General features: G+C 71.9%; 20 protein-coding genes and 2 tRNA genes. 14 read left to right on the top strand and 8 right to left on the bottom strand.

Annotated elements, in window-relative coordinates; genetic code table 11:
* Window positions 1-36: 36 nt before the first annotated feature.
* From ACGF5U_RS08240 to ACGF5U_RS08225, 4 genes are all read left to right on the top strand, one after another.
* Window positions 37-1,146, top strand: coding sequence for an SDR family oxidoreductase (locus ACGF5U_RS08240; RefSeq protein WP_392712589.1), 1,110 nt, complete (start codon window positions 37-39; stop codon window positions 1,144-1,146).
* A gap of 126 nt (window positions 1,147-1,272) precedes the next feature.
* Window positions 1,273-1,731: a molybdenum cofactor biosynthesis protein MoaE gene (locus tag ACGF5U_RS08235; RefSeq protein WP_392712590.1), complete on the top strand. Its 459-nt coding sequence runs from the start codon at window positions 1,273-1,275 to the stop codon at window positions 1,729-1,731.
* A gap of 288 nt (window positions 1,732-2,019) precedes the next feature.
* Complete coding sequence (locus tag ACGF5U_RS08230) at window positions 2,020-2,190, top strand: hypothetical protein (RefSeq protein ID WP_392712592.1); 171 nt, start codon at window positions 2,020-2,022, stop codon at window positions 2,188-2,190.
* Window positions 2,191-2,310: 120 nt separating this feature from the next.
* Window positions 2,311-3,399: a PDZ domain-containing protein gene (locus ACGF5U_RS08225; protein WP_392712594.1), complete on the top strand. Its 1,089-nt coding sequence runs from the start codon at window positions 2,311-2,313 to the stop codon at window positions 3,397-3,399.
* Between the two features lie 343 nt (window positions 3,400-3,742).
* On the opposite strand, the gene ACGF5U_RS08220 is transcribed toward ACGF5U_RS08225, so the two are convergent.
* A complete protein-coding gene (locus ACGF5U_RS08220) occupies window positions 3,743-4,309 on the bottom strand; it encodes a PPA1309 family protein (protein WP_392712596.1) in 567 nt (188 codons plus the stop codon).
* Window positions 4,310-4,515: 206 nt separating this feature from the next.
* Between ACGF5U_RS08220 and ACGF5U_RS08215 the strand changes: the two genes are divergently transcribed.
* The 4 genes from ACGF5U_RS08215 to ACGF5U_RS08200 all read left to right on the top strand — a co-directional run bounded on the left by ACGF5U_RS08215 (window position 4,516) and on the right by ACGF5U_RS08200 (window position 10,203).
* On the top strand, window positions 4,516-7,503 hold the full coding sequence (locus ACGF5U_RS08215; protein WP_392712597.1) for a UPF0182 family protein: 2,988 nt from the start codon (window positions 4,516-4,518) through the stop codon (window positions 7,501-7,503).
* 203 nt (window positions 7,504-7,706) lie between these two features.
* Window positions 7,707-7,780 (top strand) — tRNA-Met (locus ACGF5U_RS08210).
* Between the two features lie 206 nt (window positions 7,781-7,986).
* Window positions 7,987-10,080, top strand: a complete 2,094-nt coding sequence (locus ACGF5U_RS08205) for a sel1 repeat family protein (RefSeq protein ID WP_392712598.1) — start codon at window positions 7,987-7,989, stop codon at window positions 10,078-10,080.
* 49 nt (window positions 10,081-10,129) lie between these two features.
* A tRNA-Met gene (locus ACGF5U_RS08200) sits at window positions 10,130-10,203 on the top strand.
* A gap of 217 nt (window positions 10,204-10,420) precedes the next feature.
* On the opposite strand, the gene ACGF5U_RS08195 is transcribed toward ACGF5U_RS08200, so the two are convergent.
* Window positions 10,421-10,840: a Fur family transcriptional regulator gene (locus ACGF5U_RS08195; RefSeq protein WP_392712599.1), complete on the bottom strand. Its 420-nt coding sequence runs from the start codon at window positions 10,838-10,840 to the stop codon at window positions 10,421-10,423.
* A 142-nt stretch (window positions 10,841-10,982) separates the two neighbouring features.
* On the opposite strand from ACGF5U_RS08195, the gene ACGF5U_RS08190 reads away from it, so the two are divergent.
* Window positions 10,983-12,434: a catalase gene (locus tag ACGF5U_RS08190; protein WP_392712600.1), complete on the top strand. Its 1,452-nt coding sequence runs from the start codon at window positions 10,983-10,985 to the stop codon at window positions 12,432-12,434.
* Window positions 12,435-12,513: 79 nt separating this feature from the next.
* On the opposite strand, the gene ACGF5U_RS08185 is transcribed toward ACGF5U_RS08190, so the two are convergent.
* Both ACGF5U_RS08185 and hisN read right to left on the bottom strand, forming a co-directional pair.
* Window positions 12,514-12,915, bottom strand: a complete 402-nt coding sequence (locus ACGF5U_RS08185) for a cyclic nucleotide-binding/CBS domain-containing protein (RefSeq protein WP_392712601.1) — start codon at window positions 12,913-12,915, stop codon at window positions 12,514-12,516.
* Window positions 12,916-13,166: 251 nt separating this feature from the next.
* Window positions 13,167-13,961, bottom strand: a complete 795-nt coding sequence (gene hisN / locus ACGF5U_RS08180) for a histidinol-phosphatase (protein WP_392712602.1) — start codon at window positions 13,959-13,961, stop codon at window positions 13,167-13,169.
* Window positions 13,962-14,067: 106 nt separating this feature from the next.
* On the opposite strand from hisN, the gene ACGF5U_RS08175 reads away from it, so the two are divergent.
* Window positions 14,068-14,928 (top strand): TetR/AcrR family transcriptional regulator, encoded by an 861-nt coding sequence (locus ACGF5U_RS08175; protein ID WP_392712604.1) that lies wholly within the window; start codon window positions 14,068-14,070, stop codon window positions 14,926-14,928.
* Here ACGF5U_RS08175 and ACGF5U_RS08170 read toward each other — a convergent pair.
* The 4 genes from ACGF5U_RS08170 to ACGF5U_RS08155 all read right to left on the bottom strand — a co-directional run bounded on the left by ACGF5U_RS08170 (window position 14,894) and on the right by ACGF5U_RS08155 (window position 18,429).
* A complete protein-coding gene (locus ACGF5U_RS08170; protein ID WP_392712606.1) occupies window positions 14,894-15,217 on the bottom strand; it encodes a DMT family transporter in 324 nt (107 codons plus the stop codon). The two genes, ACGF5U_RS08175 and ACGF5U_RS08170, sit on opposite strands and share 35 nt — an antisense overlap.
* A gap of 111 nt (window positions 15,218-15,328) precedes the next feature.
* Window positions 15,329-16,339 carry a ribosome small subunit-dependent GTPase A gene (gene rsgA / locus ACGF5U_RS08165; protein ID WP_392712608.1) on the bottom strand — a complete coding sequence of 337 codons (1,011 nt, stop codon included), beginning with the start codon at window positions 16,337-16,339 and terminating at the stop codon, window positions 15,329-15,331.
* Between the two features lie 4 nt (window positions 16,340-16,343).
* Complete coding sequence (gene aroA / locus ACGF5U_RS08160; protein WP_392712609.1) at window positions 16,344-17,699, bottom strand: 3-phosphoshikimate 1-carboxyvinyltransferase; 1,356 nt, start codon at window positions 17,697-17,699, stop codon at window positions 16,344-16,346.
* 28 nt (window positions 17,700-17,727) lie between these two features.
* Window positions 17,728-18,429, bottom strand: a complete 702-nt coding sequence (locus ACGF5U_RS08155; RefSeq protein ID WP_392712611.1) for a M50 family metallopeptidase — start codon at window positions 18,427-18,429, stop codon at window positions 17,728-17,730.
* A gap of 50 nt (window positions 18,430-18,479) precedes the next feature.
* Here ACGF5U_RS08155 and ACGF5U_RS08150 point away from each other — a divergent pair, with 50 nt between their 5' ends.
* The 4 genes from ACGF5U_RS08150 to rsrA all read left to right on the top strand — a co-directional run bounded on the left by ACGF5U_RS08150 (window position 18,480) and on the right by rsrA (window position 21,304).
* A complete protein-coding gene (locus ACGF5U_RS08150) occupies window positions 18,480-19,295 on the top strand; it encodes an SOS response-associated peptidase (RefSeq protein WP_392712667.1) in 816 nt (271 codons plus the stop codon).
* A gap of 102 nt (window positions 19,296-19,397) precedes the next feature.
* A complete protein-coding gene (locus tag ACGF5U_RS08145) occupies window positions 19,398-20,036 on the top strand; it encodes an alpha/beta family hydrolase (protein ID WP_392712613.1) in 639 nt (212 codons plus the stop codon).
* Window positions 20,037-20,348: 312 nt separating this feature from the next.
* On the top strand, window positions 20,349-21,005 hold the full coding sequence (locus tag ACGF5U_RS08140; protein ID WP_392712669.1) for a sigma-70 family RNA polymerase sigma factor: 657 nt from the start codon (window positions 20,349-20,351) through the stop codon (window positions 21,003-21,005).
* Window positions 21,002-21,304 (top strand): mycothiol system anti-sigma-R factor, encoded by a 303-nt coding sequence (gene rsrA, locus ACGF5U_RS08135; RefSeq protein WP_392712614.1) that lies wholly within the window; start codon window positions 21,002-21,004, stop codon window positions 21,302-21,304. Before ACGF5U_RS08140 ends, rsrA begins: the two co-directional genes overlap by 4 nt.
* The last annotated feature ends 149 nt before the right edge of the window (window positions 21,305-21,453 follow it).

The following is a 21,453-nucleotide window of genomic DNA, read 5'->3' as shown; positions in this document are numbered from 1 at the left end:
CACGTACGTACTGAAGACAACCGCTGGAGACGCCTGGTGAGTTCCCCAGATCCGCAGGTTCGCGCAGCGCGAAACCGCTCAACCAAGTCCGCCGGACGCGGCCCGGTGGTCGCCGTGACCGGCGCCGCCACCGGAGTCGGTGACCTGCTGACCCGGCGCCTCGCCGCGTCCGACGAGATCAAGCAGGTCATCGCCATCGACGAGCGCCGCGGCGAGGTGCCCGAGGCGCACTGGCACATCCTGGACGTCCGCGACCCCGCCATCGCCGAGAAGCTGCGCGGGGCGGACGTCGTCGTGCACCTCGCGCTCGACCTGGATCTGGAGACCGACCCCGCCGCCCGTACCGCGTACAACGTACGCGGCACCCAGACCGTGCTGACGGCCGCCGCGGCGGCGGGCGTGCGCCGCGTGGTGCTGTGCACCTCCGCCATGGTGTACGGCGCACTGCCCGACAACGACATCCCGCTCTCCGAGGACGCCGAACTGCGTGCCACAGCGGAGGCCACTGGTGTCGGCGACCTGCTGGAGATCGAGCGCCTGGCCCGCCGCGCGCCCCGCGCTCACCCCGGCCTGAACGTCACGGTGGTACGTCCCGCCGTCCTCGTCGGCGGTACCGACACGGCCCTGACCCGCTACTTCGAGTCACCACGGCTGCTGGTCGTCGCCGGATCGCGTCCGACCTGGCAGTTCTGCCATGTCGACGACCTGGTCACGGCCCTGGAGTACGCGGCGCTGGAGAAGGTCGACGGCGAGTTCGCGGTGGGCTGCGACGGCTGGCTGGAGCAGGAGGAGGTCGAGGAGCTCAGCGGCATCCGGCGCATGGAGCTGCCATCGGCGGTCGCCCTGGGCGCGGCGGCCAGGCTCCACCGGATCGGGCTGACCCCGTCTCCCGCCGGAGACCTCGCGTACACCATGCACCCTTGGGTCGTCAGCGTCGGGCGGCTGCACGACGCGGGCTGGCGGCCCCGGTGGACCAACGAGGAGGTCCTGGCGGCGCTGCTGGAGGAGGTGCAGGGCCGCCACACGGTCGCGGGCCGCCGCCTGGGCCGCAAGGACGCCACCGCCGCCGGAGCGGCCGGAGCGACGGTCGCCCTGCTGGGCACGGCCGCGCTGGTACGCCGCGCCCGCAGGCGCCGCGGCCTCTGAACCGCGCCGGGGAGGCGGGTGGGCGGGCCGCGGCGTGGCCGCTGTAGGAGGCTCCAACGCGCGCGTGCGTCCGCCGGGCGAAACCGCTATTCCGCGATGTCGGTGGAGTACGGCACGATGGACGGCATGGCTTCCACGTACGACCACCCCGGCGAGCAGGTGGCCGCCGACCCGATCCGGCTGCTGGCGATCCGCGACACCCCGCTCTCCCTCGACGAGGTCTTCCGCGCCGTCGGCGACGACGCCGCGGGCGGCACCGCCCTCTTCGTGGGCACCGTGCGCAACCACGACGGCGGCGCCGACGTGGACGCGCTCGGGTACTCCAGCCACCCCACCGCCGAGGCCGAGCTGCGCCGCGTGGCCGAGAAGGTCGTCGCGGACTTCCCGGTGCGCGCCCTCGCCGCCGTCCACCGAGTGGGTGATCTGACGGTCGGCGACCTGGCGGTCGTCGTGGCCGTGTCGTGCCCGCACCGGGCGGAGGCCTTCGCGGCCTGCCGCAAGCTGATCGACGACCTCAAGCACGAGGTCCCGATCTGGAAGCACCAGCGGTTCTCAGACGGCGCCGAGGAATGGGTCGGCGCGTAGCGCCTCCTCGGGGGGTGGTGGCCGGGTGACGGGAGGGCGGGTCGGCGCGTAGCGCCGTCCTTGGGGGGTGGTGGCCGGGTGACGGGAGGGCGGGTCGGCGCGTAGCGCCTCCTCGGAGGGGGCTTGCTGAGCGGTCCGGTCCGACAGGGCTTGACCGGCCTTGGCCGGTATGCCTCGCCCCGATTTGCGTAACCGCCGCCCCGGCACCAGCGTTGAGAGCGCGGATGGTTAATCTGCTGATCAGTCAGCCGCGCAGGCTCAAGCGCTCAAGGGGGATGGGAGGTCGCGATGACAGTGCTCGCCTGGTTGCTGATCCCGCTCTTCGCCGCCGTCGGCGCCGCGATATGGGGAGGCTGGGCGTCGCGGAACCGGACCACCGAGGACATAGCCGAGCTCGCCGGCTACGCCCGCTTCCGTGACGCCATGGAGAGGTCCCGTTCCGGCGGCGACCCGGCCTGAGCCCCGCAGCCCGCGCGTACCCCTCCCCACCTGCCGGAACATCCCCGCGATCATCACTTGATCACCCCGTACGGACGGCCCCGGGGGTGCACTGACGGACCCGTCCCGTACTGTCGTTCCATGCCACGCCGCACCGCGACGATGCTCGCCTCCACCCTCGTCCTGATCGCGCTGCTCTGCGCAGGCGTCTTCATCCCGGTGCCCTACTCCGAGATGAGCCCGGGGCCGACGGTCAACACCCTGGCCGACTCCGAGGGGGAGCCGGTTCTCCGCATCTCCGGCCACAAGACGTACCCCACCGCGGGCAATCTGAATATGACCACGGTCAGGGTCACCGGTGCGGACTACAGGATGAACCTCGTCGAGGCCGTCTACGGCTGGCTCGCCCACGACAGCGTCGTGGTGCCGCACGACACGCTCTACCCGGACGGCAAGACGGAGGAGCAGTCCACGCAGGAGAACGCTGAGGAGTTCAGCCAGTCCCAGGAGAGCGCGCGCGTCGCCGCACTCCGGCAGCTGGGCATCCCCGTCTCGTCCTGGGTGATCGTCTCCTCGGTCCAGAAGGACAGCCCCGCCGAGGGCAGGCTGCACGCCGGCGATGTGATCAAGGCCGTGGACGGTACGGCGGTGAAGGAGCCACAGGACGTCGCCAAGATCGTCACCAAGCGCGACCCCGGCGAGGACGTCGTCTTCACGATCGTCCCGGCCAAGGAGGCGGCCGCCGCCGAGAAGGCCGACCGCGTGCCCGCCACCACCCGGCGCGTGACCATCACGACCACGAAGTCCCAGGAGGGCGACCGGGCGATCGTCGGCATCCAGGCCGGAACCGACCACACCTTCCCGTTCACCATCGACATCAAACTGGACGACGTGGGCGGGCCGAGCGCCGGACTGATGTTCTCGCTCGGCATCGTCGACAAGCTGACCCCGGGCAGGCTGACGGGCGGCGAGTTCGTCGCGGGCACCGGCACGATCGACGACGCGGGCAAGGTGGGCCCGATCGGCGGTATCGCGATGAAGCTCGTCGGCGCCCGGAACGCTGGTGCGCGGTACTTCCTCACCCCGGCCGACAACTGCGCGGCGGCGGCCGCGGACACCCCTGACGGGCTCACCCTGATCAAGGTCGAGACCATCGCCGACGCGGTGAAGTCCCTGGACAAGGTCCGCCTGGGTGACACGGCGTCCCTGCCGAGCTGCTCCGCCGGCTGAGCCGGGGGCCGCTGTCTGACCACGGACGCGCCAGAGTCCCCCGGAACCGCCAGAGTCCCCCGGAACCGCCAGAGCCCCCGGAACCGGCCAGAGCCCCCGGAACCGCCAGAGTCCCCCGGAACGCGCCAGAGCCCCCCGGGACGCGCCAGAGCCCCCGGAACCGCCAGAGCCCCCGGAACCGCCAGAGCCTTCGGAACGCCCCAGGCCCCCGGGACGCCGGCCCCCCGGGACGCCCCAGGCCCCCGGGACGCCCCAAGGCGCCAGAGCACGCGCCACCGCCCCGCGACGCGCCGGAGCCCCCGGGTACGGACCCGGAGGCTCTCGCGGGGGGCGGGAAGCGCGCCTACGCCTCGAACGCCTCGAACGTCGCGGCCAGCGCCTCGGCCAGCCCCGGCACCAGGTCGGCGCCGGTGAGGACCTCCGTCGGCGAGTCCTTCTCGCGCAGCCGCAGCGCGGACTCGCGGGCGCCGTCGCGCAGGACGGCCACGGTCATCCGCACCTCCTGGCGGTCCGGGTGCCGGGCGACCCACTTCGCCAGCGCGGCGTCGTCCAGGCCGTCGGGCACGGACGTCTCGGCGGACGGCGGCAGCATCAGCCGCTCCACGGTGAGGGCGCAGCCGACCACCGCGTCCGGCCAGGCGATGGTGCCGAGGAACTCGTCGAGGGGGGCCCCGGCCGGCAGCTCGTCCTGCTCGATCGGGGTGAGCGGGGCGGCGGCCTCGTCGTCGCCGAGGCCCAGCTGAGCGGCCAGATCCGGCTCCTGGGCGCGCAGCCGCGCGGTGTCGACGAGGGCGAAGAGCCGGGCCGGCTGGTCCCAGCCGAGGCCCGAGGCGTACTCGTCGATTTCGAGCACCGCGCGGGTGAGCGGGCTTGCGGCCATCGGAGGGCCGGAGGGAGAAACGTTGGACATGGTCAATATCCTGCCTCTTCTCGACCCGAAGACGGGAACTAGGTAAAGCTTCAGTAAGTTGCATCAGTGGGCTCTACGATCGCTGGGCCTGCTTCGGGTGCGACGAACGCCTCCGGTGCTCCTCGACAGGGGCACGGGGCGCGTGCGGCGCGCACGCTGCTTCACACACGACCGCGAACTTCGAGGGGCGCACGTTGGCTTTCCAGATGCCGGACCGCGGCGGAGGCCCTACCGGGCCACGGATCAGAGTCGGCCGGCCGTCCCGGCGGGCCCGCACCCTGCTCATGACACTGGGCGTACTGGCCGTCCTGGCCATGATCTTCGTGATGTTCGCCGGGTTCTGGACGGACTGGCTGTGGTACCGGTCCGTCAAGTACTCGTCGGTCTTCACCACCACCCTGTCGACCAAGATCGGCATGTTCGCCGTCTTCGGTCTGCTCATGGCGCTCGCCGTCGGCCTGAACATCTGGCTGGCGCACCGGCTGCGGCCGCCGCTCAGCGCGATGTCGCTGGAGCAGCAGAGCCTGGACCGCTACCGGATGGGCGTCGCCCCGTACAAGAAGTGGGTGCTCCTGGCGATCACGGCCCTGGTCGGGCTGATCGCCGGCGCGTCCGCTTCGGGGCAGTGGCGGACCTGGCTGATGTGGGTGAACGGCGTCTCCTTCGGTGAGAAGGACCCGCAGTTCGGCATGGACGTGGCGTTCTACGCCTTCGACCTGCCCTGGTACCGGTTCCTGCTCGGCTTCGGGTTCGCGGCGACCGTGCTGTCGCTGATCGCGGCGGCCCTCACCCACTACCTGTACGGCGGGCTGCGCATCACCAGCCCCGGCGCGCGGGCGACCGCCGCGGCGACGGGCCACCTGTCGGTGCTGCTCGGTGTCTTCGTCTCGCTGAAGGCCGTCGCCTACTGGCTCGACCGGTACGGGCTCGCGGTGAAGTCCAGCGACTTCAAGGCGGCCGGCAACTGGACGGGCCTGCGCTACGTCGACGCGAACGCCTATCTGCCGGCGAAGACGATCCTGTTCTGCATCGCCGTCATCTGCGCCGTGCTGTTCTTCGCGACGCTGTGGCGGCGCACCTGGCAGCTGCCCGTCATCGGCTTCGGTCTGATGGTGCTGTCGGCGATCCTGATCGGCGGCCTGTACCCGGCCATCGTGCAGAAGTTCCAGGTCCAGCCGAACGAGCAGGCCAAGGAAGCGCCGTACATCAAGAAGAACATCGAGGCGACGCGCAAGGCGTACGACATCGACAGGACCTCGCTGGAGAACTACTCCGGCAAGTCCACGGTGAAGGCCAAGGACAAGCTGCGCGCGGACGCGGACACGGCGGCCAGCTACCGCCTGGTGGACCCGAACATCGTCTCGCCCACGTTCCAGCAGCTGGAGCAGAAGCGGAAGTACTACCAGTTCCCGACCACGCTCGATGTCGACCGGTACAAGGGCAAGGACACCGTCATCGGTCTGCGGGAGCTCAACATCAAGGGCATCCCGAAGCGGAACTGGATCAACGACCACTTCACCTACACCCACGGCTACGGCGCGATCATGGCCACCGGTGTGCAGACGGACGCCAACGGATCCCCGGTGTTCACCGAGTCCGGCCTCCCCACATCGGGTCAGACCGTCGGGAAGTACGAGCAGCGGATCTACTACGGCGAGAAGACCGAGCAGTACTCGATCGTCGGCGGCCCGCAGAAGGAGCTCGACTACGAGGAGAACGGCGAGAAGACGACCAGCTTCAAGGAGGACAGCGGAGTCAGCCTCTCCAACGCCTTCAACCGGGCCGCCTACGCCGTCGCCTTCAGTGAGCCGCAGATCCTCTACTCGGGTGCCATCGGCGAGGGCTCCCGGGTCCTCTACAACCGCACGCCCAAGCAGCGTGTGGAGGCCGTCGCGCCGTGGCTGACCATCGACGGCGACGCCTACCCGGCGGTCATCGACGGCCGTATCCAGTGGATCGTCGACGCCTACACGACGACGAACGGCTACCCGTACGCGTCCCGTACGACGCTCGGGGACACCACCGCCGACTCGCTGACGGCGGGCAACCAGACCCGTGCGGTCGTGGCCCAGCAGAACCAGGTCAACTACATCCGCAACTCGGTCAAGGCCACCGTCGACGCGTACGACGGCACGGTGAAGCTGTACCAGTGGGACACCGAGGACCCGGTCCTGAAGACCTGGATGAAGGCGTTCCCCGGCACCGTGCAGCCGAAGGACGCCGTCAAGCCGTCCCTCATGGAGCACCTGCGGTACCCGCAGGACATGTTCAAGGTCCAGCGCGAGCTGCTGACCCGCTACCACGTCAGGGACGCCGCCCAGTTCTACAGCGGCAGTGACGCGTGGCAGGTGCCCCCCGACCCGACCAACAAGGACGGCAACGCGGTCCCGCCGTACTACCTCAGCATGAAGATGCCGGGCGACACCGCCCAGCGGTTCTCGCTCACGACGACGTTCACGCCGAACGGACGCCCCAACCTGGGCGCGTTCATGGCGGTCGACGCCGACGCCACCAGCAAGGAGTACGGCCGTATAAGGCTGTTGAGGGTGACCCAGGACGTGCCGGGCCCCGCGCAGGTGCAGAGCAAGCTCAACGGTCTGCCCTCCGTCGCCCAGTTCGTCCGTGACCTCAAGGGCGCCGACTCCGACATCGAGTACGGCAACCTGCTGACGGTGCCGCTCGACGGCGGGTTCCTGTACGTGGAGCCGGTGTACGCCCAGGGCCGCAACGCGCTCTATCCGCTGCTGAAGAAGGTGGCGGTGTCGTACGTCGACGCGGACCAGCCGGCGGGTGACACGACCAAGGACACCACGGTGTTCGAGAACACCCTGGCCGAGTCGCTCAACGCGGTGTTCGGGGTGGACGGCCAGACGCCGACCACACCGCCGCCGTCCGACCCGACGAAGCCGCCCGCCACCGGTGAGGCGGCGCTGAAGCAGGCCATCGCGGACGCCCAGAAGGCGTTCGCGGACGGTGAGGCCGCGCTGCAGAAGGGTGACTGGACCGCGTACGGCAAGGCGCAGGACGCCCTGGCGGAGGCGCTCCAGCGGGCCGCCGCGGCGGACGCCGAGCGCAAGGCCGCGGACCAGAAGAGCCCGGACGGCAAGCCCGCCGACGGTAAACCGGCCGAGGGCAAGCCCGCCGAGGACAAGCCCGCCGACGGCGAGCCAGCCGACGGGTCGGCTACCGAGTAGGACGGCCGGAACGACGGTCGAGCCCGGAGCCCGGTGACCGCCGGGCTCCAGGCTCGACCCCCCGCCCGCCTGCTCGTTCCTGCGTCGCACGCCGCCCGTACCCCGCCCGTACCCCGGCCGTACCCCGCCCGTACCCCGGCCGGGCCCCGGAGGTCACCGGCACGGAGTCCCCCTCGCACCGTGATACGGTGTGAACACAACGGCGCGGGGTGGAGCAGCTCGGTAGCTCGCTGGGCTCATAACCCAGAGGTCGCAGGTTCAAATCCTGTCCCCGCTACTGAAAGCAGGGCCCGGATCCTTAAAGGATCCGGGCCCTTGCCATGCGCGCGGGCCGATCGACCGTCGGTTCAAGCGCCGCCCGGGGGAGGGGAGTTGCCGCGAGACGTGTTTGACTTGTCTCTCTGTGGGCATGTCGACAAAACGCTGAAGTGACCTCACTGGCTGCGGTATACCAGGTGTACGCGGGTTGCGGGTGGTGCGACGATGGGAATCATGGGGGACAGGGCAACTCTTTTGGAGACAGGGCGGTTTGTGCGGCGGCACGACGGAATGGCCGCAGATGCGATCGACCACACCGACGCCGTGCCCGAGGGCACGGTCCCGGGCGGCGCCGCGATGGACTGCGCGGACGCCGCCGACATCGTCGAGATCGAGGCACGGCACCGCCGCGCCGCCGACAGCGGGGACACCGCGTCGATGAGCGTGCTCGGCGCGCTGATGCTGCGCCGGGGCGACCTCGACGGCGCCGAACCCTATCTGCGGGCCGCCACCGCCGACGGCGACCGTGCCGCGGCCAACAACCTCGGCGTCCTGCTGCACCAGCGCGGCTACCCGGACGAGGCCGCGGGCTGGTGGCGTATCGCCGCCGTCGCGGGTTCCGCCGCCGCCGCGCACGCCCTTGGCCGTCACCACCGCGAGCGCGGCGACGAACCGGCCGCCGAGTACTGGCTGCGGCAGTCCGCCGAACAGGGCCACGCCCTGGGGGCCTACGCCCTCGCCGACCTGCTGGAGCACCGGGCCGACGCGGGCGCCGAACGCTGGCTGCGCGTCGCCGCCGAGCAGGGGCACCGGGAGGCCGCCTACCGGCTCGCCCGCGCCCTGGAACAGCGCGCCGACCGTGCCGCCAAGGCCGACCAGTGCGCCCCCGGCGCTCCCGGCACCGGCGCCCGGAGCGGCTCCGGCTCCGTGGACGCCGTGGTCACCACGGAGGGCACGGAGAGCACCGGGGCGGCGAAGGCCGCCAGGACCGGCGACGGCGGCACGGGCGCGAGCAGGACGGGCGCCGGTGACAACGCCGGCACCGCTGGGACTCACGGCACCGCTGGGACTCACCGCACCGGGGGCACCCACGGCGCCGCGGGCAACGCCGGTGCCGAGAGTGCCGAGCAGTGGTACCGCCAGGCCGCCGCGCGCGGCCACCGGCGTGCGGCCCTGCACCTCGGGGCCATCCTGGAGAAGCGCGGCGAGCTCAAGGAGGCCGGCCGCTGGTACCTGACGTCTGCCAAGGACGGCGAGCCGCGCGCCGCGTGCGCGCTCGGGTTCCTGCTGCGCGACGCCGGTGACGAGGAGAGCGCCGCCGTGTGGTGGCTGCGCGCCGCCCAGGACGGCGACGGCAACGCCGCCAACGCGCTCGGCGCCCTGCACGCCGCGCGCGGCGAGCACCAGACCGCCGAGCGCTGGTACCGGGCGGCCACAGACGCGGGCGACGTGAACGGCGCGTACAACCTCGGTCTGCTGTACGCCGCGCAGAACCGCATCGCACAGGCCGACCAGTGGTACCGCCGCGCCGCCTACGCCGGCCACCGCGAGGCGGCCAACGCCCTGGCCGTGCTGCTGCTCCAGAGCGGCGACCCGCACGGCGCCGAGCCCTGGTTCTCCAAGGCCGCCGAGGCGGGCAGCGTCGACGCCGCGTTCAACCTCGGCATCCTGTACGCGGGCCGCGACGACGACCGCACGGCGCTGGGCTGGTACGAGCGGGCCGCAGCCGCCGGCCACACCGAGGCCGCCCTCCAGGTCGGCATCGCCCTGCTCCGTGACGGCGACGAGCAGGCGGCCGAGCGCCATCTGCGCTGCGCGGCTGGCGGAGGCAGCGCGGAGGCCGCGTTCCGGCTCGCCGCCCTGCTCGACGCGCGCCAGCCGCCGCCCGGCCCGCCCGCGCTCGGCCGCCCCCAGGCGGCCAAGACCGAGTGCGAGGAGTGGTACGAGAGGGCGGCCGAGCAGGGCCACCGCCGCGCCCAAGTGCGCGTCGGCATGCTCGCGGCCGCGCGCGGGGACGTCACCGAGGCGGCCCGCTGGTACCGCGAGGCCGCCGAGGCGGGCAGCCGCAACGGCGCCTTCAACCTGGGCCTGCTCCTCGCCCGCGACGGCAACGAGCGGGAGGCGTCGTTCTGGTGGACGCGCGCCGCCCGCGCCGGGCACGGCCGCGCCGCACTGCGCCTCGCGCTGCTGGCCGCGCGCCGGGGCGAGCTGGCCGAGGGGCGGCGCTGGTGCGCCCGCGCCGTGGAGCTCGGCCCCGCCGAGGTCGCGGAGCGGGCGGCCCGGCTGAGCGAGGCCCTGCACCAGGAACTCACCGCCTAGGTCTTGATTTGCGCTGGTGAGCACGGTCGCGTAAGGTTGTGTTCACCGACGCGGGGTGGAGCAGCTCGGTAGCTCGCTGGGCTCATAACCCAGAGGTCGCAGGTTCAAATCCTGTCCCCGCTACTGAAGACGAAGGCCCGGATCCATGAGGATCCGGGCCTTCGTCGTGTCGTATGCCGAGGCCGCTCAGCTCTCGCGCGGCCGGGCGTACGCCGTCGCGCACGGGTGTAGGTCCCTGGCGCACGCCTCCGGCCCCGGGGACGCGTGAGGCCCCCGGCACGACTCGTACCGGGGGCCTCACGCAGCGCTCACGCGGTGGCCGGGCAGTGGCGCGTACCGCTCAGGCGGTCGCCGCGCAGCTGGGGCACGTGCCGCGGTAGGTGACCTCCACGTCGGAGATCGTGAAGCCGAAGCGCTCCGAGGCCGGCAGGTCCGCCAGTGGGTCGCCCGCCGGGTGCACGTCACGGATCGCGCCGCACCGCGCGCACACCAGGTGCTGGTGCGGACGGTGGGCGTTCGGGTCGTACCGCTTGGCGCGGCGGTCCGTGGAGACTTCGAGGATCTCGCCCAGGCTCACCAGCTCGCCCAGCGTGTTGTAGACGGTCGCCCGGGAGATCTCGGGGAGTCGTTCGGCCGCGCGGGCGTGGACCTCGTCGGCGGTCAGATGGACATGGTCCCCGTCGAGGACCTCGGCCACGACGCGACGCTGCGCGGTCATCCGCCAGCCGCGGCCGCGCAGGCGTTCCAACAGGTCACTCATGCAGCCAGCCTAACAGGGAGGGGACTCAGTCCCGAACGGGTGTGGCTTTGGATGGGGGCTTGACTTAGACATTGTCCATTGTAGGATCGGGAGCGGCTTTAGCCAAGGGACAGGACTTGCAGGAATTACGCAGGAGGCGCACGTGACGCAGGGACCGCTCACCACGGAGGCCGGCGCGCCGGTCTCCGACAACCAGAACAGCGAGACCGCGGGCGTCGGTGGTCCGGTTCTGGTGCAGGACCAGCTGCTGCTCGAGAAGCTCGCGCACTTCAACCGCGAGCGCATTCCGGAGCGGGTCGTGCACGCGCGTGGCGCCGGTGCGTACGGCACCTTCACGGTGACCGCCGACGTCACTCGGTACACCCGCGCGAAGTTCCTCTCCGAGGTCGGCAAGCAGACCGAGACGTTCCTTCGCTTCTCCACGGTCGCGGGCAACCTCGGTGCCGCCGACGCCGTGCGGGACCCGCGCGGGTTCGCGCTGAAGTTCTACACCGAAGAGGGCAACTACGACCTCGTCGGCAACAACACCCCGGTGTTCTTCATCAAGGACGCCATCAAGTTCCCGGACTTCATCCACACGCAGAAGCGCGACCCGTACACCGGCTCGCAGGAGGCCGACAACGTGTGGGACTTCTGGGGTCTCTCCCCGGAGTCGACGCACCAGGTCACCTGGCTCTTCGGCGACCGCGGCATCCCGGCCAGCTACCGCCACATGAACGGGTACGGCTCGCACACGTACCAGTGGAACAACGAGGCGGGCGAGGTCTTCTGGGTCAAGTACCACTTCAAGACCGACCAGGGGATCAAGAACCTCACCCAGGACGAGGCCAACAGGCTCGCCGGTGAGGACCCGGACTCGCACCAGCGCGACCTGCGCGAGTCGATCGAGCGCGGCGACTTCCCGACCTGGACCGTGCAGGTGCAGATCATGCCGGCGGCCGACGCGGCCACGTACCGCTTCAACCCGTTCGACCTCACCAAGGTGTGGCCGCACGCGGACTACCCGCCGATCGAGATCGGCAAGCTGGAGCTCAACCGCAACCCGGAGAACATCTTCGCCGAGGTCGAGCAGTCGATCTTCAGCCCCGCCCACTTCGTGCCGGGCATCGGCCCGTCGCCGGACAAGATGCTCCAGGGCCGTCTCTTCGCGTACGGCGACGCCCACCGCTACCGCGTCGGCATCAACGCCGACCACCTGCCGGTGAACCGTCCGCACGCCACCGAGGCGCGGACCAACAGCCGGGACGGCTTCCTGTACGACGGCCGCCACAAGGGCGCGAAGAACTACGAGCCCAACAGCTTCGGCGGTCCGCACCAGATCGACCGCCCGCTGTGGCAGCCCGTCCCGCTCACCGGTGCCACCGGCGAGGCGGCGGCTCCCACGCACGCCGAGGACAACGACTTCGTCCAGGCGGGCAACCTCTACCGGCTGATGTCGGAGGACGAGAAGAGCCGTCTGATCGACAACCTGGCGGGCTTCATCGCCAAGGTGTCGCGTGACGACATCGCCGAGCGTGCCATCAACAACTTCCGTCAGGCCGACGGAGACTACGGCAAGCGGCTGGAGGCCGCGGTCCAGGCCCTGCGCGGCTGAACAGCACTGGATCGCTTGTCGTAGGGAAGGCCGGCCCCCGTGGAGGGGCCGGCCTTCCCGTGTACCCGGTGCCGGTTTCTCAGCCGGCGAGGGTGGCCGTGCGCCGTCGCACCGGCGCCCAGCAGCGGATGATGTCGCGTACGGAGACGACACCGACGGGGCCGTCGCCGTCGAGGACGACGAGGTGCCGGAAGCCGCCGTGCGTCATGGCCTCCGCCGCCTCGTCCAGGGTCCAGCCGGGTGCCGCGAAGACGACGTCCGTGGTGGTGTGGGCGCCCGCCGTCTCCCGGTCGGGGTCCTGGCCCGCGCCGAGCGAGTTGAGGATGTCGCGTTCGGTGAGGATGCCGAGGCTGTTGGTGTCGTGATCCAGGACGACGGCCGCGCCGACACGTCGTGCGGACATCAGTGAGGCTGCCTGACGGAGGGTGTGGGCGGGACCGATGGTGAGGACCACGGTGCTCATGGCGTCACGGACGAGCATGGGTGGGGCCACCTCCTTGGTGGTGAATCCTTCAACAAGAGCGGATTCACAAGCGCACAAGCGGGGGGATTCTCAGAGTGACAGCCTTCCGTGGACACAACAAGGGGGCGCGCACCCGTGCACGCCCCCATGACCCCTCCGGGTGACGGACCGCGGACCGCGGATCGCCGAGCCGTCGCCTCCGGTCGGCAGCGCGGTCGCCGTCGGCCAGCGGTCCAGTCGCCTCCGGCCAGCGGTCCAGTCGCCTCCGGTCAGGGGTTCAGGTACCCCAGCAGCTCCTCGTGCAGCAGGCCGTTCGACGCCGCCGCGTTTCCGCTGTGCGGGCCCGGCCTGCCGTCGAGGCCGGTGAACGTACCGCCCGCCTCCTGCACCACGATCGCGTTCGCCGCCATGTCCCACATCGACAGCTCCGGCTCCGCGCAGATGTCCACGGCCCCCTCGGCCACCATCATGTACGGCCAGAAGTCGCCGTAGGCCCGGGTCCGCCAGCACGCGCGCGTGAGGTCCATGAACCCCTCAAGCCGGCCCTGCTCCTCCCAGCCGCTCAGCGACGAGTACGCGAACGACGCGTCCGACAGCTTCGACACCCGCGACACATGGATCCGGGACGCCGAGGTCAGGCTGCGGCCGGTGTACGCGCCCAGCCCCTTCGCCGCCCACCAGCGGCGGCCCAGCGCCGGCGCCGACACCACGCCCACCACCGGCTGGTAGCCCCCCTCGACGGCCTCCATCAGCGAGATCAGCGTGGCCCACACGGGCACGCCGCGCACGTAGTTCTTCGTCCCGTCGATCGGGTCGATCACCCAGCGGCGCGGACCCGTGCCCTCCAGGCCGTACTCCTCGCCGAGGATCGCGTCGCGCGGCCGCGCCCGCTGGAGGTGACCGCGGATCAGCTCCTCGGCGGCCCGGTCGGCCTCGCTGACCGGGGTCATGTCCGGTTTGGTCTCGACCTTCAGGTCCAGCGCCTTGAACCGGTCCATCGTCGCGGCGTCGGCGGCGTCCGCGAGGACATGGGCGAGACGCAGATCATCGTGGTAGTCGGCCATGGTCCCGACTCTATCCCGGTGCCGAGGGACGGCCGGTGACGGCTCTTGACAGTGCGGGTCGCCGCGTCAACCCTGAGCGCAGAGCCGCCTGGCCTGGGAGGCGACGATGCCCACCGCGCGAGAAGCCCTGCTCGACGCCGCCCTCGCGGCACTCGGCGACCTGCCCTGGACGGCGGTCCGCATGGTCGATGTCGCGGCCGCCGCCGGGGTGTCGCGCCAGACCCTCTACAACGAGTTCGGCAGCAAGGACGGGCTCGCCCGCGCACTCGTGCGCCGCGAGGCCGACACCTGCCTGCGCGGCGTCGACCGCGCCCTCGCCGGGCAGGCCGCGGCCCACCGTCCGGGGGCCGGACCCCCGGACGCCGGTGACCGGCTGGTCGCCGTCGCCGAGTGGCTCGTCGGCGCGGCCCGCGCGCGGCCGCTGCTGCGGGCCCTGCTCACCGGGTGCTGGGGCGACGGGATGCCCGAGCCGCCACCCGCCAGGGGCCACCGCGTGTCGGCCGGCGCCCGTGTGCCGGGCCGGACGCCGGGCCGGGTGCCGGGGCCCGCCCGCGCGCCTCTCGGCCCGCCCGCGCAGCGCCGCGCCGACACGGGCGTGCCCGGCCCGGGTGAACTACTGGCGGCCGTACGCGACCGTTCGGCGGCCGCGCTGGAACGGCACGAGGCGCAACGGGCGCGGGAGGCGCACGAGGCGCCGGGGACCTACGAGGCGCACGAGGCACCGGCTACCTACGAGGCACACGAGGCGCGGGAGGCGTACGAGGCACCGGAGGCGCACCAGGCGCGCGAGGTGTCCGGGGGACAGGAGACACCGGAGGCGCCGGAGGCACACGATCCCTGGGGGCGGCGGTGCGAGCTGGCCGTACGGATCGCCCTCAGCTATGTCGTCGCACCCGGGCCCGGCGGGGTCGGCCCGCTCGTCCGTACCGTGATCAGTGCGACGAGCCCGACAGCTGGAGGCCGATGACACCGATGATCACCAGCGAGATGGAGACGATCTTCAGCGTGGAGACGAGGTCGCCGAGGAAGACCATTCCGTAGATCGCGGTACCCGCCGCGCCGATCCCGGTCCACACCGCGTAAGCGGGACCCACGTCCAGCTTCCGCAGCGACAGCGTCAGCAGACCGAAGCTGCCCAGCGCGAACGCGGCGAACGCGACCGTCGGCCAGAGCCGGGTGAAACCGTGACTGAGCTTCAGGCAGACCGCGAAACCGGTCTCCAGCAGACCGGCGACCACCACCAGCAGCCACGCCATCGTCAGTGCCTCCCCCGCAGGTCGGTGACTGCTCCGTCGTCTCGCCCGGTGCGATCTCGCTCGGTGCGATTATGCCCTTACCAGGTCGCCCCGCCCGCAAACTCGGACGAATCAGTCGCCCTCGCGTCGCTCCCGCGTCGAGAGCAGCCGCCGCAGCGAGTACAGCCGCGCGGGGTCGGCGTGGCCTTCGGCCACCCAGGCGTCCAGCGCGCAGTCCGGTTCGTCGTGACCGCAGGCGCGCGGGCACTTCTCCGTACCCGGCTCCAGGTCGGGGAAGGCGTGGATGACCCGGGAGGGATCGACGTGGTGCAGGCCGAAGGAGCGCACGCCGGGCGTGTCGACGACCCAGCCGTCGGCGCCCTCCAGCGGCAGCGCGAGCGCCGACGTGGTGGTGTGCCGGCCGCGCCCCGTGACCGCGTTGACCAGACCGGTGACGCGCCGCCGCTCCTCCGGCACGAGCGCGTTCACCAGCGTCGTCTTGCCGACGCCCGAGTGCCCGACGAACGCCGTCGTGCGGCCGCCCAGATACTCGCGGACCCGGTCCGCCGCGTGCCCGTCGTACAGCTCGTCACGGCTCGTCACCACGTACGGGATGTCCAGCGCGCCGTACAGCTCCAGCAGCTTCTCCGGCGGCGCCAGGTCCGACTTGGTGAGGACGAGCAGCGGTTCGAGGCCGCCGTCGAACGCCGCGACCAGACAGCGGTCGATCAGCCGGGGGCGCGGCTCCGGGTCGGCCAGCGCGGTCACGATGGCCAGCTGGTCGGCGTTGGCGACGACGACCCGCTCGTACGGGTCGTCGTCGTCGGCCGTGCGGCGCAGCACCGATGCCCTCGGCTCGATCCGGACGATCCTGGCCAGGGTGTCCTTCTTGCCGGTCAGATCGCCGACCAGCGAGACCCGGTCCCCGACGACGGCGGCCTTGCGGCCGAGCTCCCGCGCCTTCATCGCCATGACCTGACGGTCGTCGACAAGGCAGGTCAGCCGGCCCCGGTCCACGGTGAGGACCATGCCCTCGGCCGCGTCCTCGTGCTTGGGCCGGATGTTCGTACGCGGCCGGTTGCCCTTGCGGTTGGGGCGGACGCGGATGTCGTCCTCGTCGGGGTTCTTGCCGTATCGGCGCATGTCGTCAGGCCTCGAGCATTCCAGTCCACATCTGCGGGAAGTCCGGCAGGGTCTTGGCGGTCGTCGCCACGTTCTCGATCAGTACCCCGTCGACGGCGAGAGCGATGATCGAACCGGCCGTCGCCATCCGGTGGTCGTCGTACGTGTGGAAGACACCGCCGTGCAGCGGGCGCGGCCGGATGTGCAGCCCGTCCGCCGTCTCCGTGACGTCGCCGCCGAGCTCGTTGATCTCCTTGGTGAGCGCCGCCAGCCGGTCCGTCTCGTGCAGCCGCAGATGCGCCACACCGCGCAGCGTGGACGGCGAGTCGGCGAGTGCCGCGACCGCCGCGATGCCCGGCGTCAGCTCGCCGACCTCGCTCAGGTCCACGTCGATGCCGTGGATCGCACCCGTCCCGGTGAAGGTCAGCCCCTGCTCGGTGAGCTCACAGGAACCACCCATCTCGGTGAAGATCTCCCGCAGCGCGTCACCGGGCTGGGTGGTCCGCTCCGGCCAGTCCGGGATCGTGACCCGGCCGCCGGTCACCAGCGCGGCGGCGAGGAACGGCTGGGCGTTCGACAGGTCGGGCTCGATGGTCAGATCGCGGCCGAGCAGCGCCGAGTGCGACACCCGCCACACGTTCGGCTCGCCGCCGGTCTCCGGCTCGTCCACCTGCGCGCCGACCGAGCGCAGCATGTCGACGGTCATCCGGATGTGCGGCATGGACGGCAGCCGGGCACCGGTGTGCCGTACCTCCACGCCCTGGTTGAAGCGCGGTCCCGACAGCAGCAGGGCGCTGACGAACTGGGACGAGGACGACGCGTCGATCTCGACCGTGCCACCGTCCAGGGCGCCGCTGCCGTGCACCGTCATCGGCAGCGCCCCGCGCCCGCCGTCGTCGATCCGGGCGCCCAGCGCGCGCAGCGCGTCGATCACACCGTGCAGGGGCCGCTCGTGGGAGCGGGGGTCGCCGTCGAACCGCACAGGGCCGTCGACGAGCGTGGCGACGGGCGGCAGGAAGCGCATGACCGTTCCGGCGTTGCCGACGTCGATCGCGGCGGGGCCGTGCAGCCCGGCCGGGATCACCCGCCACGCCTCGCCCGTGCTGTCCGGATCGCCGGCGTCCGGGTCGCCCGCGACGGACGAGTTGGAGGAGACTGTCTCCTCGATGCCGACACCGAGGGTGCGCAGGGCCTCCGCCATCAGCAGGGTGTCCCGGGAGCGCAGCGGCCGCCGGAGCCAGCCCGGTTCGGACGCCAGCGCGGCGAGCACCAGCGCGCGATTCGTGACCGACTTCGATCCGGGCACGGTGACGGTCGCATCGACGGCGCCGCTCGCTTGCGGGGCGGGCCAGAGATCAAGGTGCGCGGGGGTATCGGTCATGCCCCTCACTCTAGTAGGGCCCAGCCGGTCACAGACCGAGCAGCCAGCGCCCGCCACCGATCAGGGAACAGAGCGAGACAGCATGGAACAGAAACAGCCACAGCGCCGCCGGGGCGTGCGTCAGCCGTGACAGCTGGTCCGCGTCCGAGTCCGGCGCCCCGCCGTGCCGCCGCTTCGCCTGGAGCTCGAACACCGGTCGTACGCCGCCCAGCAGCAGGAACCACACGGCGCTGTACGCGAACGCGGACTGCACCTCCGGCTCGGTCAGCCAGGACACCAGCAGGAACGCCGCGCCCGTCAGCACGACCGTGAGCGCCCCGTACACATTGCGGATCATCACGAGCATGGCCAGCAGCAACGCGGTCGCCACCCACAGCAGCAGCGTGATCCGGTGCGCGGCGAGCAGCCAGGCGCCGCCGAGACCGAGGAGCGACGGCGCGGTGTAGCCGGCGGCCGCCGTGAGGATCATGCCGAGCCCGGTCGGCCGGCCCCGGCTGACCGTCAGACCGCTGGTGTCCGAATGCAGCCGTATCCCGTCGAGGCGGCGGCCGGTGAGCAGCGCCACGAGCCCGTGGCCACCCTCGTGGGCGATGGTGATCGCGTTGCGCGCCACCCGCCACAGCGGGCGGGGCACGGTCACCGCCAGCGCGGCCACCGCCGTCGCGACGACGAGCCACAGCTCGGGGGCGGGCTGGGTCGTGAGGACCTCGGAGACGTCGGTGCTGGCCATTTCTCGGACGGCTCCTTGAGGGAAGGGGGATCATGGCAATGTTGGCAAGTATGTGCGGACGTTACGCGGCGAGTCGAAAGCCCGAGGACCTCGCGGGCATCTTCCAGGTCGAGAAGTGGGAGCCGAAGGAGGTTCTGGAACCCGACTGGAACGTGGCCCCCACCAAAGAGGTGTACGCCGTACTCGACCGCCCTCTGAAGGACGCGGACTCTCCGCGCCCGGTTCGCCAGCTGCGCGTACTGAAGTGGGGCCTCGTGCCGTCCTGGGCGAAGACGCCCGAGGGCGCCGCCCGCATGATCAACGCCCGTGCGGAGACCGTGCACGAGAAGCCCGCGTTCCGCCGCGCCTTCGCCGCGCGCCGCTGCGTCCTCCCCGCCGACGGCTACTACGAGTGGGTCACCGGCGCCGCCGAGCGCGAGCTGGAGGTCGAGGGTAAGAAGAAGCGGGCACGGAAGCAGCCCTACTTCGTCACCCCGGCCGACGGTTCCGTCTTCGCGATGGCCGGCCTGTACGAGTTCTGGCGCGACCCCACGCTGCCGCCTGACCACCCCGCGGCCTGGTGGGCCACCTGCTCGGTGATCACCACCGACGCCGAGTCCGGGCCGCTCGGCGTGGCCCCGGCCGACGGCCCGCGCTCCCTGGCCGACATCCACCCGCGCATGCCGCTCATGCTGACGCCCGACCGGTGGGACGCGTGGCTGGACCCGGCCCGCACGGACCCGGACGAGCTGCGCTCGCTGCTGGCGCCGCCGCCCGGGGGCCTGATGCGGGCGTACCCGGTCACCACCGCCGTCAGCAACGTCCGCAACAACGGGCCCGAGCTGCTGGAAGAGCTCGCCGGTCCCGAGGTCGGCACCCTGTTCTGACCCGCGCGTCCGTGGCCGCCGGCTCGGCCCGCCGGGCACGGCCCGCGCGTGTCGGGCCGTCCGCGCCCCGCGCGGTGCCGCCCGGCGAGCGAGGATGGTGGGGTGACCCAGACCGAGATCGTTCCCACGGGCGCCGGCGACGCCCGCGTCACCTGGTACGGGGCCGGGCCCGGCGCCTGGCTCGTCCTCGCGCTCGGCCACGGCGCCGGCGGCGGCGTCGAGGCGCGGGACCTGCGGGCGCTCGCCGCCGCCCTGCCCGCCGGGGGAGTCACCGTCGCCCTCGTCGAGCAGCCCTGGCGGGTGGCCGGCAAGAAGCTCGCGCCCGCGCCGAAACGGCTGGACGAGGCATGGCGCGACATCTGGCCCGCCCTGCGCGCGGCCGGCCCGCCCGTGGTGGCGGGCGGGCGCAGCGCCGGCGCCCGCGTGGCCTGCCGCACGGCCCGCGAGCTCGGCGCCCGTGCCGTGCTCGCCCTGTCGTTCCCGCTGCACCCGCCGGGCAGGCCCGAGCGCTCCCGCGCGGACGAGCTGCTCGGCACGGGCGTCCCGACGCTCGTCGTCCAGGGCGGCAACGACCCCTTCGGCACGCCCGCGGAGTTCCCGGCGGGCGACCACGAGCTTGTCGAGGTGGCCTGGGCGGACCACGGCTTCGCCGTACCGAAGCGGGCGTCGGTCACCCAGGACGAGGCGCTCGGGACGATCACCGACGGCGTCGCGAAGTGGCTGGGCGCCCTGCGGGAATGATGCGCGGCCGGCCCGTTGTTGTGTGGTGCGTCGGTGGAGAACCGAACCGCGCCCGTGGCGAGTCCCGTGGTGAGCCCCCTGGTCGGCCGGGCGCGGATCAGAGTGCCAGGAGAGGGAGTCCGTCGTATGGGTTCGACCATCTGCCCGAACCGGTCCCGCGCGAATCAGCTGGACTGGACGGTGCTGCCCGCACCCGCGACCACCCCCGACCCGGCCGTGGGCGCGCAGAATAGGAAGGGACGGTCACCGGAAGGTCGACTATTCTCCGATTCGAGCGGGTCCGGACCCGGATTCGCCACGGCGCTGGAGGAGGTGGGTCCGGTCACTGGGACCGACACGGGGACCGACGACGGCCCCGAGGAGACGGACGGCGAGCGCACCGCGCGCTTCGAGCGGGACGCCCTCGGTTATCTCGACCAGATGTACTCGGCGGCGCTGCGCATGACGCGCAATCCCGCGGACGCCGAGGACCTGGTGCAGGAGACGTACGCCAAGGCGTACGGGTCGTTCCACCAGTTCCGTGAGGGCACGAACCTCAAGGCGTGGCTGTACCGGATTCTCACGAACACGTTCATCAACTCGTACCGGAAGAAGCAGCGTGAGCCGCAGCGCAGCGCCGCCGAGGAGATCGAGGACTGGCAGCTCGCACGTGCCGAGTCGCACATGTCGACCGGTCTTCGCTCGGCCGAGTCGCAGGCGCTTGACCACCTGCCCGACTCCGACGTGAAGGAAGCGCTCCAGGCGATCCCCGAGGAGTTCCGCATCGCCGTGTACCTGGCGGATGTCGAGGGGTTTGCCTACAAGGAGATCGCGGACATCATGGGTACACCCATCGGCACGGTGATGTCCCGACTGCACCGTGGGCGCCGCCAACTGCGCGGCATGCTCGAGGACTACGCCCGGGAGCGAGGGCTGGTTCCCGCGGGCGCCGGAGAGCCGTCGAACGACCGGAAAGGCTCGGGATCATGAGCTGCGGAGAGCCGCACGAGACTGACTGCTCAGAGGTCCTGGATCATCTCTACGAGTTTCTCGACCGGGAGATGCCCGACAGCGACTGCACCAAGTTCGAGGTGCACTTCGAGGAGTGCTCGCCGTGCCTGGAGAAGTACGGGCTCGAACAGGCCGTGAAGAAGCTGGTCAAGCGGTGCTGCGGGCATGACGACGTGCCGACGGACCTGCGGGCCAAGGTCATGGGCCGCATCGAGCTGATCCGCTCGGGGGAGTCCCTGCCGGAGGCGGACGTGACCGCCGCCGCACCGCAGGAGTGACTCCCGCACCTCAGGGGTGACCGCCCGCACCACCAGGACGCGGTACGAGACGGGCGCCGTACGAGACAGCGCCGTACGAGACAGCGCCGTACGAGACAGGGGCGCGCCGCGAACACCGCGGCGCGCCCCTCGTCCGTGTGCGGCGCGGC

The organism is Streptomyces sp. NPDC047886 (assembly GCF_043204435.1).
GTDB lineage: Bacteria > Actinomycetota > Actinomycetes > Streptomycetales > Streptomycetaceae > Streptomyces.
Note: the sequence above shows the minus strand (reverse complement) of the source record. Positions and strands in the feature narration are given on the sequence as shown.

Coding starts and splice junctions, on each gene's coding strand:
- ACGF5U_RS08215 (WP_392712597.1), top strand. CDS start 4,516: ATGCCGGACCGCGGCGGAGGCCCTACCGGGCCACGGATCAGAGTCGGC.
- ACGF5U_RS08205 (WP_392712598.1), top strand. CDS start 7,987: ATGGGAATCATGGGGGACAGGGCAACTCTTTTGGAGACAGGGCGGTTT.
- ACGF5U_RS08170 (WP_392712606.1), bottom strand. CDS start 15,217: ATGGCGTGGCTGCTGGTGGTGGTCGCCGGTCTGCTGGAGACCGGTTTC.
- ACGF5U_RS08225 (WP_392712594.1), top strand. CDS start 2,311: ATGCCACGCCGCACCGCGACGATGCTCGCCTCCACCCTCGTCCTGATC.
- ACGF5U_RS08185 (WP_392712601.1), bottom strand. CDS start 12,915: ATGCTCGTCCGTGACGCCATGAGCACCGTGGTCCTCACCATCGGTCCC.
- ACGF5U_RS08220 (WP_392712596.1), bottom strand. CDS start 4,309: ATGTCCAACGTTTCTCCCTCCGGCCCTCCGATGGCCGCAAGCCCGCTC.
- hisN (WP_392712602.1), bottom strand. CDS start 13,961: ATGGCCGACTACCACGATGATCTGCGTCTCGCCCATGTCCTCGCGGAC.
- ACGF5U_RS08150 (WP_392712667.1), top strand. CDS start 18,480: ATGTGCGGACGTTACGCGGCGAGTCGAAAGCCCGAGGACCTCGCGGGC.
- aroA (WP_392712609.1), bottom strand. CDS start 17,699: ATGACCGATACCCCCGCGCACCTTGATCTCTGGCCCGCCCCGCAAGCG.
- ACGF5U_RS08175 (WP_392712604.1), top strand. CDS start 14,068: ATGCCCACCGCGCGAGAAGCCCTGCTCGACGCCGCCCTCGCGGCACTC.
- ACGF5U_RS08235 (WP_392712590.1), top strand. CDS start 1,273: ATGGCTTCCACGTACGACCACCCCGGCGAGCAGGTGGCCGCCGACCCG.
- ACGF5U_RS08195 (WP_392712599.1), bottom strand. CDS start 10,840: ATGAGTGACCTGTTGGAACGCCTGCGCGGCCGCGGCTGGCGGATGACC.
- ACGF5U_RS08155 (WP_392712611.1), bottom strand. CDS start 18,429: ATGGCCAGCACCGACGTCTCCGAGGTCCTCACGACCCAGCCCGCCCCC.
- rsgA (WP_392712608.1), bottom strand. CDS start 16,339: ATGCGCCGATACGGCAAGAACCCCGACGAGGACGACATCCGCGTCCGC.
- ACGF5U_RS08230 (WP_392712592.1), top strand. CDS start 2,020: ATGACAGTGCTCGCCTGGTTGCTGATCCCGCTCTTCGCCGCCGTCGGC.
- rsrA (WP_392712614.1), top strand. CDS start 21,002: ATGAGCTGCGGAGAGCCGCACGAGACTGACTGCTCAGAGGTCCTGGAT.